Source organism: Tsuneonella litorea (assembly GCF_025154015.1).
GTDB classification, from domain to species: domain Bacteria; phylum Pseudomonadota; class Alphaproteobacteria; order Sphingomonadales; family Sphingomonadaceae; genus Tsuneonella; species Tsuneonella litorea.
Genome location: NZ_JAOAMV010000005.1, coordinates 144,065 through 158,158 on the forward strand (window position 1 = coordinate 144,065; position 14,094 = coordinate 158,158).

General features: G+C 68.0%; 11 protein-coding genes. 8 read left to right on the forward strand and 3 right to left on the reverse strand.

Annotated features, from left to right (window positions below):
* Positions 1 to 4 precede the first annotated feature (4 nt).
* Together eda and N0B51_RS10960 are read left to right on the forward strand one after the other, a co-directional pair.
* Complete coding sequence (gene eda / locus N0B51_RS10955; RefSeq protein WP_375545958.1) at positions 5 to 598, forward strand: bifunctional 4-hydroxy-2-oxoglutarate aldolase/2-dehydro-3-deoxy-phosphogluconate aldolase; 594 nt, start codon at positions 5 to 7, stop codon at positions 596 to 598.
* On the forward strand, positions 595 to 3,357 hold the full coding sequence (locus N0B51_RS10960) for a phosphoenolpyruvate carboxylase (protein ID WP_259962397.1): 2,763 nt from the start codon (positions 595 to 597) through the stop codon (positions 3,355 to 3,357). Before eda ends, N0B51_RS10960 begins: the two co-directional genes overlap by 4 nt.
* A gap of 18 nt (positions 3,358 to 3,375) precedes the next feature.
* Here N0B51_RS10960 and N0B51_RS10965 read toward each other — a convergent pair whose 3' ends face one another.
* Positions 3,376 to 4,152: a Crp/Fnr family transcriptional regulator gene (locus N0B51_RS10965; RefSeq protein ID WP_259962398.1), complete on the reverse strand. Its 777-nt coding sequence runs from the start codon at positions 4,150 to 4,152 to the stop codon at positions 3,376 to 3,378.
* 73 nt (positions 4,153 to 4,225) lie between these two features.
* On the opposite strand from N0B51_RS10965, the gene N0B51_RS10970 reads away from it, so the two are divergent.
* The gene (locus N0B51_RS10970; RefSeq protein WP_259962400.1) at positions 4,226 to 6,754 is read left to right on the forward strand and encodes a DUF2339 domain-containing protein; all 2,529 of its coding nucleotides are present in this window, start codon (positions 4,226 to 4,228) and stop codon (positions 6,752 to 6,754) included.
* 62 nt (positions 6,755 to 6,816) lie between these two features.
* Positions 6,817 to 7,491 carry a response regulator transcription factor gene (locus tag N0B51_RS10975; RefSeq protein ID WP_259962401.1) on the forward strand — a complete coding sequence of 225 codons (675 nt, stop codon included), beginning with the start codon at positions 6,817 to 6,819 and terminating at the stop codon, positions 7,489 to 7,491.
* An 87-nt stretch (positions 7,492 to 7,578) separates the two neighbouring features.
* Here N0B51_RS10975 and N0B51_RS10980 read toward each other — a convergent pair whose 3' ends face one another.
* Complete coding sequence (locus N0B51_RS10980; RefSeq protein ID WP_259962402.1) at positions 7,579 to 10,341, reverse strand: TonB-dependent receptor domain-containing protein; 2,763 nt, start codon at positions 10,339 to 10,341, stop codon at positions 7,579 to 7,581.
* Positions 10,342 to 10,428: 87 nt separating this feature from the next.
* Positions 10,429 to 12,078, reverse strand: coding sequence for a beta-helix domain-containing protein (locus N0B51_RS10985; protein WP_259962403.1), 1,650 nt, complete (start codon positions 12,076 to 12,078; stop codon positions 10,429 to 10,431).
* Positions 12,079 to 12,358: 280 nt separating this feature from the next.
* On the opposite strand from N0B51_RS10985, the gene N0B51_RS10990 reads away from it, so the two are divergent.
* The 4 genes from N0B51_RS10990 (at position 12,359) to N0B51_RS11005 (ending at position 14,080) form a co-directional block, all read left to right on the forward strand.
* On the forward strand, positions 12,359 to 12,721 hold the full coding sequence (locus N0B51_RS10990) for a tetratricopeptide repeat protein (protein ID WP_259962404.1): 363 nt from the start codon (positions 12,359 to 12,361) through the stop codon (positions 12,719 to 12,721).
* A 145-nt stretch (positions 12,722 to 12,866) separates the two neighbouring features.
* A complete protein-coding gene (locus tag N0B51_RS10995) occupies positions 12,867 to 13,493 on the forward strand; it encodes a lytic transglycosylase domain-containing protein (protein ID WP_259962405.1) in 627 nt (208 codons plus the stop codon).
* Positions 13,494 to 13,498: 5 nt separating this feature from the next.
* Positions 13,499 to 13,795 (forward strand): TrbC/VirB2 family protein, encoded by a 297-nt coding sequence (locus N0B51_RS11000; RefSeq protein WP_259962406.1) that lies wholly within the window; start codon positions 13,499 to 13,501, stop codon positions 13,793 to 13,795.
* A 3-nt stretch (positions 13,796 to 13,798) separates the two neighbouring features.
* Positions 13,799 to 14,080, forward strand: a complete 282-nt coding sequence (locus N0B51_RS11005; protein WP_259962407.1) for a VirB3 family type IV secretion system protein — start codon at positions 13,799 to 13,801, stop codon at positions 14,078 to 14,080.
* Positions 14,081 to 14,094: the final 14 nt, after the last annotated feature.

Sequence of the window (14,094 nt, forward strand, 5' to 3'; positions counted from 1 at the left end):
CATCATGCGCGCCGCGCCGGTGATCCCGGTGATCGTGATCGACGACCTCGCGCACGCCGTCCCGCTGGCCGAGTCGCTCGTCGCCGGCGGCCTGCCGGTCCTCGAAGTGACGATGCGCACCCCCGCCGCGCTCGACGCGATCCGGGCGATGAAGGCGGTCGAAGGCGCGATCGTCGGCGCGGGAACGGTGACCAATCCCGACCAGCTTGCGCAGGCGCTCGACGCGGGCAGCGAGTTCGTCGTCTCCCCGGGACTGACCGAGCGGCTCGGCCGCGCCGCGATCGACAGCGGCGTCCCTTTCCTGCCCGGAATCGCCAACGCGGGCGACATCATGCGCGGGCTCGATCTCGGGCTCACGCACTTCAAGTTCTTCCCGGCGATGGCGGCCGGCGGGTTGCCCGCGCTGAAGGCGCTCGCCGCGCCGTTCGGCCAGTGCCGCTTCTGCCCCACCGGGGGCATCGGGCTCGACACCGCGCCCGCGTGGCTGGCGTTCGATCCCGTCCTCTGCGTCGGCGGAAGCTGGGTGTCGCCAAAGGGAGCGCCCGATCGCGCACAGGTGGAGGCGCTGGCGCGCGAAGCCGCGGCGCTCAGGTCGTGAGGACCGTCGCCGACCTCGTCGAGCGACTGCGCGTCCACCATCGGCAGACCGCCAACACCCCGCTGTTCAATCCGGTGTTCCAGCTCTCGCTCGACCTCTCGCGCGAGCTCGAGTCGGGCGATCTCGACCTGGCTGGCCTCGGCGCGATGATCGCCGAACTCGAATGCTCGGGCCTCAAGAGCCGCGCGGAGCGGCTGCGCCGGCTGGTCGATCCGGCAAGCGCGGCTGCCCGGCTCGCCAGGATCGTCGACGAGGAGGACGATTTCGACGCGTTCGCGGCGCGCTGGTCGCATCCGCAGCTCCACGCGGTGTTCACCGCGCATCCCACCTTCCTGCTGCCGCCCGCGCAGTCGGACGCGGTGGCCGCGGCTGCCAGCGGACCCGACGGCATCGACGAAGGCGTCTGCGTCGTCGCAGGCGAACGCCCGGCGATCACGCTCGACTACGAACATGGCCGGGCGATGCGGGCCATCGGCCACGCCCAGGACGCGCGCGACCGCATCGTTCACGACCTTCTCGCCGCGGCGAGGGACCGCTGGCCCGACCGCTGGACCGAGGTCGATCCGCTGCCCTTCCGCTTCGCCACCTGGGTCGGCTACGACATGGATGGCCGCACCGACATCAAGTGGCACACCTCGATCGCCTATCGCCTCGCCGAAAAGGCGATGCGGCTCGCGCGATATGCGGGCACGCTCGAGGAAATCGCGCCGGACCACGAGCTTGTCGGCGTCCTGCGCCGCGCGGGCGATCATGCAGCCCGGCACGCCGAGGCGTTCTCGCATGACCTGGCGGACCCCGCCGCGCTGTCCGCAGCCGCCAACCACCTGACGGCCGACGATCCCGACAAGCTGCTTTCGCTCGCCCCCGTGATCGAGCGGCTCGAACGCGAAGCGACCGGCAGTGACGCGGTTGCGCTGCGCACGCTCGCCGCCGCGATGCGGGCAGACGGGCTGGGCATGGGCTGGATTCATTTCCGGGTGAATGCCAGCCAGCTCCACAACGCGATCCGCCGCCGGCTGCCCGAGGGGCAGGAGATCGACATCGGAAGCCGCGGCGCGCTCGCGACGCTGCGCGCGATGCTTGCCGAGACCGAGCCGCTCAAGGCGAACTTCGCCGCGCTCGCGGTCGAGAGCTCGACCGCGATCCGGCAGTTCCTGGCGATGGCGCAGATCATCCACCACGTCGACGCCGACGCGCCGATCCGGATGCTCATCGCCGAGTGCGAGCAGCCCGCGACGGTGCTGGCAGCGCTCTACTTCGCCCAGCTGTTCGGGATCGCCGACAAGGTCGACGTATCGCCGCTGTTCGAGACCGAGAGCGCGCTGGAACACGGCGGGCGCCTGCTCGATGCGCTGCTCGCCGAGCCGGCGTACCAGGACTATGCCCGCAACCGCGGGCGGGTCGCGGTCCAGACCGGTTTTTCCGACGCGGGTCGGTTCGTCGGGCAGATCCCCGCGAGCCTTGCCATCGAGCGCCTTCAGGGCCGCCTTGCCGCCGCGATGGAGGCGAATGGCCTGACCGACGTGGCCGCGCTGATCTTCGACACCCACGGCGAGAGCATGGGCCGCGGGGCGCACCCCTCGGGCTTCGCCGACCGGCTCGAATGGCCGCTTTCGCCGTGGGCGCGGCGGCGGTTCGTCCGGGCCGGGATCACGCTCGAACCCGAAGTCAGCTTCCAGGGCGGCGACGGCTACCTGTTCTTCTTCACGCCCGAACTGGCGCTCGCCACGCTCACCGAGATCGCCTCGTTGCGCCCGGCCGACGCCGATCCGGATGCGCCGACCGATCCCTTCTACCGACGCACCGACCTCAGCCTCGACTTCTACCGCGCGGTCAAGGAGCACCAGCGCGATCATCTCGAGAGCCGGACCTACAGCCGCGCGATCACCGCGTTCGGGCTCGGGATGCTGGTGTCGACCGGCAGCCGCGTGTCGCGCCGCCAGTCGGACCTGTCGGCGGACCGGGAGATGAGCCTGCGGCAGATCCGCGCGATCCCGCACAACGCGATCCTGCAGCAACTCGGCTACCCGGTGAACGTGATCGCCGGGGTCGGCAGCGCGGCCGACGGCAACCTCGACGACATGGCCGCGCTCTTGCGCGAAAGCCCGCGCGGGCGCCAGATCGTGCGCCTCGTGCGCGCGGCGAACGCGCTCGCCAGCATCAAGACGGTCGCCGCCTATGGCGAGCTGTTCAACTCGGCCTACTGGGCAAGCCGGACCTATCGCGGCACCGAGGAGCATCTTGCGCCCGCCTGCGCGGCGCTCGCCGAATACCTCACCAAGGACGATCGCAACGGCGTGTTCCGCCGCCTCGCCTCGCGCCTGCGGGTCGATGCGCTAAAACTGCACCGGCTGCTCGACCTGGTCCCCGACGACAGCCCGCTCGCCACGCGCGAGCAGGTCCGCCGCGAGATCGGGGTGCTGCAGGCGCTACGCCTCGCGCTGCTGCAGCACATGTTCCTGAAGGCGGTGAGCATTCCCGCATTCGCCCGCGCCAACGACATCAGCCGCGACGACGTGCTCGAAATGGTCTTCACGCTGCGGATCGACGATGCGCTGGCGCAGCTGCGGCGCGCCTATCCGGCGCAGGTCAGCCGGGCGAGCGACTACGCGGTCGACGAACCCGGCTCCTATCCCGATGGCGAGGGCGAGGGCTACGCGGCGATCCACCGCGACTACATCGAACCGATCGAGGACGCCTACGATCTCTCGCTGCGGGTGTCGGTTGCGATCGCCAACCTGTTCGGCGCGCACGGCTGAGCAACGCGGGCCAGTCCGTCAATCCATGTCGTCGAGTTCGTCCGCGACGTAGAGCGGTCCGTGGCCGTAGAGATAGCTGGGGTCGAAGTCGCCGTGGCGCTCGAGCTTGGCCCGGTCACGCACGATCACGAGCCCGCGGCGAAACTCGGCGATGTCCTCGCGCCTCAGCTCGGACAGCGCGCGGTTCATGTGGATCGCGGTCGTCCCGCACATGTCGGCAAGGTCCGACTGGGTGAGCGGGGAGCGAAACCCGTTGCTCCGCCCCAGGCCCACCATCTCGAGCCGGCGCCAGATCTCAGAAAGCCTGTGCGAGACGCGGCGGCTGGCCTTGAGCTGCTCGAGCTTGAGCGTCCATTGCCGGTGGATCGCCGCGTCGAGCAGGGTGGAAAACCAGAACAGCCGCGACAGGTGCGGTTCGTGCGCATGGATGTGGCCGATCCGGTCGTGCGAAATCTGGCCGACCCGCGTCGGCCCCAGCGTGACGACGTCGTGATCGAGGCGCTTGAGCGCATAGGCGTGCAGGTCCACGAAATCGCCCGGCACCTGGATGCCGACGATATAGCGGCGCTCATGCTCGGTGATCGTGCGCAGGATGAACCCGTCGATCAGCATGGTCGAACGATCGGTCGGCTGGCCGCGGGCCAAAATGCAGGTCTGGGTGTCGTAACGGATCACCTGCTCGATCGACTGCTCGAGCAGATCCTTTTCCCGCTCTTCCATCGCGTGGCGCGACCGTCCCATGAGGAAGCGGCCCGTCAGCGGGTATCGTTCGGCATCGTCCACCACGTCGATCACCTATCGAATGGGAGGGGGATTCGGTTCCGCCGCGGCTTGAAAAAAGCCTCGCTTGGGTGGACGCTGCCAGGCGATGATGGAACTCGTCGTTCTGGCCCTGATGGGGGCGGTGGCTTTCGTCTGGCGGCGGGTCGACGGGCTTGAGCGGGAACTGGCGGCGCTGCGCGGCCGGTTGCAGATGGGCGATCTGTCTCGCGCCGAGCCGGTTGCTGCGACAGCCGCGGCGCCTCCCGCTGCCGTCCAACTCGGCGCGGAAGATACGGGCCCGCAGGGGCTTGAGATCGCGCCGGCTTCCGGCCCGACAGAACTCTATCAGGAATCGGGGCGGCCCCGGCGATCGCTGCCCCGGTTCGATTTCGAGGACCTGTTCGGCCGGTTGCTGCCGATCTGGGCGGGCGGGGTCACGCTGGCAGCGGCCGGGTTCTTCCTCGTGCGGTGGTCGATCGATGCCGGCCTGCTCACCCCGGTGGTGCGGGTGCTGCTGGCGGGCCTGTTCGGGATCGCGCTGGTTGCCGGCGCGGAAGCGGCGTTCCGCTGGCGCGAACTGGTGGCCGACCCGCGGGTGGCACAGGCGCTTGCCGGGGCAGGGCTCGCGACGCTCTACGCCGCGTTCTACCTCGCCGGGAGCGCCTATGGCCTGATCGGCTCGGGCTTCGCGTTCCTTGGCCTCGCCGCGGTGACCGCGGGAGCGATCGGGCTGTCGTTCCGCTTCGGCCTGCCGAGCGCGGTGCTCGCACTTGTCGGCGGATTCGCCGCCCCCGCGCTGGTCGGCGGCGAGGACGCGAACCTCCCGCTCCTCACGCTTTATCTCGCCCTCGTCACGACCGGCCTCGCGGTAACCGGGCGGCGCCAGGATCGCGCGTGGATGGGTGTCGCGGCGCTGGCGGGCGGGATCGGATGGGGCGCCTTGCTGATCGCGGGCGGAACCACCGACGTGCCCGATGTCGCCGTGCTCGGTGCCTACCTCGTACTGCTCGGGGCGGTCGTGCCCGCGCTGTCCGGCGGCGGCGGCCGGCCGCATTGGCTGGTCCGGGTCAGTGCCGCGGGCCTCGCCGCGCTGCAGCTGGCGGCGCTCGTCCAGCAGGGCGGCTTCGGCACGCTCGAATGGGGGCTGTACCTCATGCTCGGCGTGGCGCTGGCGTGGTTCGGATGGCGCGAGCCGGCAATGCGCGAGGCCAATGCGGTGGCTGCCGCGGTGGGGGTGGCGCTGCTGGCGTTGTGGCCGCAGGCGGGGGCGCAACCGTTCGCGGTCGTCGCGGCCGGCATCGCGGCGATCTTCGCGCTGGTCCCGCTTGGCCAGCTGTGGCGCGGGCACGGGCGGGCGGTCGACGTCGCGCAGGCGTCCGGCGTGAGCCTCGGCCTTGCGGCAGCGACGCACCTTCGGTTCATCGACGGGTTGGCCGACGTTCCGTCTCCGGCCGCCGCGCTGGCCCTCGCCGCAGCGGCGGCGCTCGCCGCCTGTGCCGCCGCGCTCGCCCAGCGGGCAATGGGCGCCGACCGGCGATGGGCGTGGGCCGCGCAGGCGGCTGCGGCGCTGGTGGCCTATGATGCGCTTGCGCAAGTGCTCCCCGAAAGCGTGCTGCCCTGGGCGGTCGCGATCGCCGCGGCTGCCCTGGCGTGGCGCATGGGACAGGTCATTGGCGCGATCGCCACGTTGTGGGCGATTGCGGCGCTGTGGGCGCTCGATCCGCTTGGCCACTGGGCGGGGGCCGGGCTCGATGGACTCGTCGGCCAGCCGATCATGCGCGCCGATCTGCCATCGCTGCGCGCGCTGGCATTGTACCTGCTGCCGTTTGCCGCGGCTTCGGCGGCCTGGCGGGGGGCGGGGGTTTCGGCCGTGTCGTTCCGGCGGATCCTCGAGACAGCTTCGCTCGCCGGTTTCCTGGTGATCGTCCACGTGACCTACCGAGCGGCATTTGCGGGTGCGGCGGGAAGCGACTTCGTTCGCACCGGGGTTGTCGAGCGCGCCGGGTGGGAGGCGCTGCTTTTCGCCGGGGCATGGCTCGCCCGGGGTCGAGGCTGGACCCGCGCGGCGCTCGTGCTTGCGATTGGGGCGCTGGCGCACTTCGTCTGGTTCGCGTTCGCACTCCACAACCCCTTGTGGAGCGCGCAGGCCGTGGGGCCGCTGCCGCTCGCGAACGCTCTCGCGGCGATGTACGCGGCGGGCATCGCCGCGCTCGTGCTGGTGCGCCGACTGCTGCCGGATGATCCGCCCTGGCTGCGCTGGGCGGTCGATGGGGCCACGATGGTGGTCCTGGCCTTCCTCGCGGTCTCGGAACTGCGACAGGCCTTCGCCGGATCGCTCCTCGCCGGTCAGCCGGTAACCCCGGCGGAGGCGCTGCTGCGCTCGCTCACCGGCATCGTCCTCGCGGTCGGCTTCCTGCTGTGGGGATCGCGGGGGCGCGGAGGACGGGCCTGGCGGGTCGGTTCGCTCGTCGCGATGCTCTTCGCCGTGCTCAAGGTGTTCCTCGTCGACGCGGCCGGGCTCGCGGGCCTGGGCCGGGTGGCCTCGTTCATGGCGCTCGGGTTCAGCCTGATCGGCATCGGGTGGTTCTACAACCGCCAGTTGTGGGGGCGAAGCGAGGCAACAGCCCTGCCGTAACACTAGTCACGTGCGCGTCACATGGCGCCGCCATCTCGGGATGACATTTCCCGGGGGCACGAATGGACGTGGTCAACATATTCCTCACCGATCCAGCAGCCGACAAGATGGACGACTTTGTCCACGCGGGGCGGCGGTACACGTTCGCGCGCATTTCACGCGAGGGACCGCAACGGCTTGTCGAGGGTCCGGTCTGGGCCTTCGTCGACTGGGTGCTCGACGATCTCGCCGGCCTCGAAATGTGCCGCCGCCTGCGCTCCGACCCGCGCACGAGCGAGGCGCACATCACGATGGTGCTCGAGGAAGACGATCTCGAGGATCGCCGCCGCGCATTGAAGGCGGGCGCGGACGATTACATGCTCGGTCCGGTCGATCGCACCGCAGTTCTAGACCGGGTGATGGCGGTCGATCCGCAGCAGCGCCAGCGCGCGGTCGGCCAGCGGTTCGAGATCGGTCCGCTGACGATCGACATGGCCGCATTGCAGGCGCGCTGGGCGGGCAAGCCGGTCGTCCTGCCGCCCAACGAGTTTCGCCTGATGCTCTATTTCGCGGAAAATCCCAATCGGGTGCTGACCCGCGAACAACTGATCGCCGGCCTGGGCAAGCGAGAGCCCCAAATCGACGCCCGCACGGTCGACGTCTGGATCGGTCGCTTGCGCCGGGCGCTCAAGTCTGCCGGCGCGGGCAATCCGCTGCGGACAGTCCGAACGCTCGGCTACGTTCTCGATATTCCCTGAGCTGCGAAGAAGCCTTCACAAAAGAGAGTCAGGGCTGCTTCCCTTCGGACGGCAACCCTGTCCTCTGTGAAGTGCAGGGTGGCGGGTCTAGATTTTCACCGACAGCGAAAGCGCCAGCGAGGTGCCGAGGTCATAGCTGTTCACGTCGATCCGGTTGCCTTCGTACTGCTGGAACTCCTGGTGACGCGTTCCAAGGATGTTACGCGCCTCGAATTTCGCTTCCATCTCCTTGCCAAGCAGGTTGAACCCCTCGCGCCAGACGAAGTCGAGGTTGAGGCCGGGTTTCTCGATCACGTCGGGCTGAGGCGGCGTCCCGTTGAGGCCGCGGCTGACCACCCGCTCGCTGGCATAGGCGAGCAGGAGGGTCTGCTGCGACAGCCGGTCGGTGTTCTCGAGGCCCAGCTGCAGGTTGACGATATGGTCCGACTGCCCGGTCAGCGGTGAGCCGTCGATGAAGTAGTCGGTCGCCAATCCCGTCTGCTGGTCGATCATCGTGGTATCGCCCGCGGCGACCGACAGCTTGGAACGGGTGAAAGTGTAGTTGGCGATCGTCACCACGCGGCGCGGGGCGAAGAACCCCCCGCCGAGGTCGCTCAGCGGCCAGTACTTCACCGCCTCGAACTCCGCGCCATAGAGGCTCGCTTCGGGGGCGTTGGCGTAGGAGGTAACGAAGTCTCCGCCGAAGTTGCGGACATAGGCCTCGATCGGGTTCTCGATCCGCTTGTAGAAACCGGCGAGCGAGATGCGCTGTTGGGGAGCGAAGTAGTATTCGACCCGCGCCTCGGCATTGTACAGCTGGCTGTCGACCAGCCCGCTGTTGCCCCGGTACGAACGGTTGTCGTCCGGGTCGTAGTAGGGTTGCGCGATGAGTTCGCGAAACTGCGGGCGGGCGATCGTCTTCGAAGCGTTGAGCCTCAGCTGCAGGCCGTTCTGGACCTCGAAGGTCAGCGTGGCCGCCGGTAGCCAGTAGCTGCGATCCAGCTTGGTCGGCGAAACGGAAGGCGGGACAGAAAGGAAGGTGACCTGCGGCGTCGTCGATTCGACCGCGTCCTCGTAGCGCACGCCCGCATCGACCGACACCGGGCCGAGCGCCCAGTTGCCCTTGAGGTAGCCCGCCTTGATCTCGAGTTCCGCGTCGAATGCGGGGGTGCCTGGATCGCTTTCGATCAACTGCAGGCCGCCCGCGCCGGGCGAGTTGGCGGCGACGAACGCAGGGTCGGTCAGCGTGGCCACGAGGTTGTCGATCCGCTGCAGCCCAAGCGCAGTGATGACGTCGCTGTTACCCTGAAAGTTGTTCGGCGCGGCAAACAGGAAGTTGCGGCGGGTGCTCGAACGCAGCGTGTCCGAATAGGCGCCGCCGACGGTGAACGCGAGATTGGGCAGGGCGCGCCAGGTCAGGTCCGCGCCCCCGGCGAACAGGTCCTCGTCGAGGTACGAATAGGTCACGTCGCCGTCGCCGAGCGCCCCGTTGTTCAACCGGTTGAAGAACTGGCCGCCGAATGGCCCGGAATCGGTGCGGACGTATTCGAAGAACAGGTCGGATGGCGCGTTGCGCTGGGTGTTCGCATAGCTCATCCGTGCTTCGAGCGAGATCGTGTCGCTCATCTTCATCTCGCCGACGATCTGGCTGTCGATCAGCTGGCGTTCGAACCAGGACGTGCGCTGGCGCAGGAAATCGGTCCCCGCTCCGCTCTGTGCTGGCTTCGTGCCGATCCCCAGGGAAGCCTTCTTCACCGTGTCGTGGATGTAGAGGTTGGTCCAGCGCAGCTTGCCGTTGCTGCCTTCCAGCCCGAGGCCGAGCAGCCCGTTCACGAGGATTCGCTGGTCGGTGTTCACCGTGCGGAAATCGCGCTCGACCGAGGTCAGGTCGAATCCCGATGCGTTCTGCTGGGTAATGTCCTTGGTGAGCCACTTGTTGCTGTAGCCGGCGGCCGCGATCACGCCGAAGTCGAGATCGCCGAGCGGGAAGGTCTTGCCGGCGGAAAGCGATCCCGAGAAGTTCGGCTGAATGTGATAATCGCGCTGCACCACCGCATTGCGCGCACCAACGAGCTGGCGTGCGATGGGCGTGGTGTCGACATTGTCGGTACCGATCAGCTGCTTGCTGTCGAAATACTGTTGCAGCAGGGGCGGGACGTCGCGATTTCCGTTGTCGTAGCCGGTCCAGTCGGTGCCGCTACCGCAGTAGGTGAAGCCGAGGTTGTTGGTCGTCTCGGTATCGCCCGAAACCCCGAAGCCGATCGAGACGAACGCGTCGTCGGGCGTGGTCCGGGTGGTCAGGTTGATCACGCCGCCGCCGAATTCACCCGGGTAGTTTGCTGCGTAGCTCTTCTGAACGAGCGAGGATGCGACGACGCCGGTCGGGAACAGGTCGAGCGGCACGACGCGCTTGAGCGGCTCGGGGCTGGGGAGCGGTGAGCCGTTGAGCAGCGCGAGGCTGTAGCGATCGCCGAGTCCGCGGACGTAGACGAACCCGTTGCCCACGACACTCAAGCCGGTCACGCGTGCCAGCGCACCGGCGATGTTGCCTTCGCCGGTGCGGGCGATCTCGGCGGTGCTCAGGACGGAAACGACTTGCGCGGAGGCGCGCTCGACGTTGCGCTCGCGGCGGCCGGTGACGATGATCTCGCCCGCACCGCCGGGGACCGAAATCTCCACGCGTTCCTGCGGTGGCTGTTCCGGCCCTGGCTCGTTGGCCGGGGGGCTTTCCGGCAGGGGATCAGCCACCTCTTCGCCGCTTGTCGGCATGGCGGCCGGCGGTGCCGCAGTGGTCTGCGCGTGGGCGATGCCGGGTGCAGTAAGCGCACTGGTGATCAGCAAGGCGCCGGCAAGCCGCGATTGAGTGGACATCCGATGTTCCCTCTGGGGTAATTCTCTTGGGAGAAGGGGGCCGGCCCCTGTTCGACGGCCGGCCCCCTTCGGTCAGTTCGATGCCGTTCAGGTCGTCGGCAGCGAAGTGCAGGCGCTGCCGCCCGAAAGGTTCGCGAAGGAACTGTTGCAGGTCCAACCAGCGTACCAGGCGGTGTTGCCCGCCCACGCCGCGCCGATCCGGTAAGGGGTGGGGCTGGCGGTGAAGAATCCGGCGGCAATGACCGATCCGGTCGCAAGACTGCCCGGGTCGGTGGGATTGACCGCGTTCTCGTTTGCCCCGTTCACGAAGGTCATCGTCAGCGTGTTGACGAAGCTTTCGTTGTTCGACGCGTCGCCGGTGATGAAACCGCGCACCTGCGCCGCGGTGAACGGTGCCGAGCCCGAACCGTCACCGATATACTTGGCATCACCGGTGCCCGAGCACTGCAGCACGACCGACTTTGCTGTCAGCGTCGCCCGGTTCGCCGCATCGGTGTTCGATGTCATCCGGATGCACTCGTTGTTCGGCGAGATGATCATGCCGTTGTACAGGGTCGTGTCCGAATTCCCGCGAAACAGCGTCGAGGCCTTGTCGCCGGTCGAATTGTTCTGGTTGCTTGCGAGCGGCTGGATCGCGGTGAAGTTGACTACCTTCAAGTCGGTTCGCGGAGTGTTGGACTCGTTCCCGTTGGAGTCGATCTCCATCAGCGCGTCCCCTTCACCCGGACGCTGGATCAGAAGAGCATATTGCACGCTCATCCGCGCGCCCGTGTCGACATCGAGGCTGTCGTCGTCGGCGCCGGTGGAGATGTAGTATTTCATCTTTGGTGCGCCGCCGAACCATTCGGACCCGTCGTCCGAACTGTTGTGCGACTGGATATGGTCCAACTGCGTGCCCGTTCCGATGGCCTCGCCGGTAAGCGCCTGTAATTCCTTGTCGGCGCTGAGCACGAAGCCCGAGTAGCGGATCTGCACGTAGCTCATCCGGCCGGCGTTGTAGCTGTCGTCGTTGCCCCCGAAGTAGGCCTTGTTGACCGCGCCTTCGGTGTCGCGCTCGCACGTGCCCGCAGCCACGGAGCCCAATACGCAGTCGGTGACCTTGCCACGACCGAGCAGCACGACGCCGCCCCACTGGCCGATCGAGTTGTCGGTGTTGAGGCCGGCGACGTTGTCCTGGCTGGTGAATATGATCGGCGCGCTGGCTGTGCCGACGGCGTTGATCTTGTTGCCGCGGTTGACCGCCAGCCACGACTGGCCGGTCCGGGCATAGAGGATCACGCCCGCGTCGATGTTGAGCGTGACGTTCGTGTCAGCGGTCAGCGTGCCGCAGCCGACCGTGGTCGAGGCATGGGGCGCGCCGGTGGTCGGGGCCGAGAAACCGCCGTCGCAACCGACGTCGACGCGACCATTCATCGCGTAAAGGAGACCGGTGATCTTGGGCAGGGTAACGGTCTTGGCAATGAGGCTCGGCAACTCGCAGATGCGGTAGCTGCCCGTCGGGCCGCTGATCGTGCCGCGGTCGGTAAGCGTCACGCTGCCGTCGTTGGTCAGCGTCGGGCAGGCGCCCGCGGCCACGACAGTCGGGGTGCCGGTTGGGGTCGGGGTCGGCGCGGGCGCGGGGTTGTTGATGGTGATGTCGACACCGGTGCCCGGCGAAGCGATGTCGTCGGCGCCGCAGGCTGACAGGGTCGCCAGGCTCGCGCCCAGCGCGAGAATGCGCTTGAAAGTGGTGGTCACGGAAACGGTCCCCTCATGGTCCGATTGAGTCGGAAAGAAAGCGTTGCGAACGCTCGTCGCGACTCGCCGAGTAGGACCGGCGCATGACAGTTTATTGGCAAGATTGCGGCTTTGAGAAAGCAACTAAAATATGACGGATAAATGAATTTTTCGTCGCACAGCGAAGCGGCGCCAAGGGCCAATGTTACGGAAAAGCGACAGTGTTACGGATTTGTTGCGGCAAGCCGTTCGATGGGCAATGCTGGCGACATTAAAGACAGTTCGAGTGGGAGAATTCGCCATGTCCATCGCCCTTTTCGCCCTGGCGGCGCTCGCACAGGCCCCGGCGGGCACGTCGGTCGACGTCGCCTACGAAGCGCTGGCGGCGGGTGACGACGCGGCTGCTGTCGCGCAGCTCGAGCCGAACTTTCGGGCGAGCGATCCCGCAGCGCTGATCAACCTCGGCGTGGCCTATGCCCGCCAGGGGAATACGGCGCGCGCCCGCGCGATGTTCGAACGGGTGATCGGGGCAAGCGACCGGTACGACCTCGAAACAGCCGCGGGTGCCTGGGTCGACAGCCGCGCTCTCGCCTTCAAGGCACTTGCCGCGCTCGATCGCGGAGCACTTGCGCCGACCACCACGACTCGCACCGCGCTGCGCTGACTCTTCCTAAGTCGCGGAGATTTCAGCCCGTCGGGTCGCTCCGGCGGGCTGATCTTTACGTGATGATTTGCCGATCTCGGTTCAGGAATCTGTCACCCCCGTGTCATTTAGTGTAGGCACGGGGACCTGGATGGAGGGTTGTGCGATGATTCTGTCCCGGATGGGCGGACTTGCGGTGCTGGCGCTGACGTGCGCCGCCGTGCCCGCGCACGCCGACGTGATGGAGATCGGTCCGCAAGGGCCGCGCTGGATTTCCGGCGCGCTCGCGGCCGCTCCCGCCGCTGATCCCGCCGCGACGTCCGCCGTGGTCGAACTTTCCGCCGATTTCGCCGTCCCGCCGCAGGCGATCGCCGACGCGGCCGCGCAGGCGGGCGTCGTTCCCGCGCTCTACGCCGCCAAGGTGCAGGAACTCGCCCGGCGGTTCGACCTTTCGCCCACCCTGATCGAGGCGGTGGTCTGGCAGGAAAGCCGCTGGAATGCCGCCGCCCGCTCGCCGGTCGGCGCGCGTGGGCTGGCCCAGCTGATGCCGGGCACAGCCAGCTATCTCGGAGTCGATGCTGACGATCCCTTCGCCAATCTCGAGGGCGGCGCGCGCTACCTGCGCGAGCAGATGGACCGTTTCGACGGCGATATCGAAAAGGCGCTCGCCGCCTACAACGCCGGCCCCGGGCGCGTGATCGCGGCCGGCGGCATCCCGCGCATACGCGAAACCCAGGGGTACGTGGCCGCCATCATGGGCCGCCTCTCCGATCACTCACGAAAGCCGAACTGACCCGTATGATCCGCTTCACTCGCTTCCTTCCTCTGTCCCTGGCCGCCGTCTCCAGCGCCGCTTTCGCGCAGGATCCGCAAGGGTCGGGTCCGATCGTCGCCGCGCTTTCGTGGCTGCAGGGCACGCTGCTCGGCAACGTCGCCACCGCGGTCGCGGTGATGGCGGTCGCGGCGGTCGGGTTCATGATGCTCACCGGCCGGCTCAACTGGCGCTTCGGCGCGACCGTGATCATCGGCGTGTTCATCCTGTTCGGTTCGGCGAGCATCGTCGCCGGCATCCAGGGCGCCGCGGCGGCGAGCTGAGCGATGGAACTCGCCCGTCATCCCGTCCATCGCGCGCTCACCCGCCCGCAGATGTTCGCGGGCGTGACGTACAACTATTTCATCATCAACTTCGCGCTCACGACCGAGCTGTTCCTGATCACCGGCAGCTGGTGGGCGCTGCCCGCCGCGGCGGTGTTCCACCTCGTCGGCTATTTCGCCTGCCTGCGCGAACCGCGCATCTTCGACCTCTGGCTGACCAAGGTCAGCAAGTGTCCCCGCGTTCCGAACTGGAAACGATGGGGCTGCAACAGTTACGCCGCCTGACGGAAGGATTGGCG

Bases quoted from the DNA above. Each gene is read 5' to 3' on its own strand.
- eda (WP_375545958.1), top strand. From the start codon at position 5: ATGCGCGCCGCGCCGGTGATCCCGGTGATCGTGATCGACGACCTCGCG.
- N0B51_RS10970 (WP_259962400.1), top strand. From the start codon at position 4,226: ATGATGGAACTCGTCGTTCTGGCCCTGATGGGGGCGGTGGCTTTCGTC.
- N0B51_RS10975 (WP_259962401.1), top strand. From the start codon at position 6,817: ATGGACGTGGTCAACATATTCCTCACCGATCCAGCAGCCGACAAGATG.
- N0B51_RS10980 (WP_259962402.1), bottom strand. From the start codon at position 10,341: ATGTCCACTCAATCGCGGCTTGCCGGCGCCTTGCTGATCACCAGTGCG.
- N0B51_RS10990 (WP_259962404.1), top strand. From the start codon at position 12,359: ATGTCCATCGCCCTTTTCGCCCTGGCGGCGCTCGCACAGGCCCCGGCG.
- N0B51_RS10995 (WP_259962405.1), top strand. From the start codon at position 12,867: ATGATTCTGTCCCGGATGGGCGGACTTGCGGTGCTGGCGCTGACGTGC.
- N0B51_RS11000 (WP_259962406.1), top strand. From the start codon at position 13,499: ATGATCCGCTTCACTCGCTTCCTTCCTCTGTCCCTGGCCGCCGTCTCC.
- N0B51_RS11005 (WP_259962407.1), top strand. From the start codon at position 13,799: ATGGAACTCGCCCGTCATCCCGTCCATCGCGCGCTCACCCGCCCGCAG.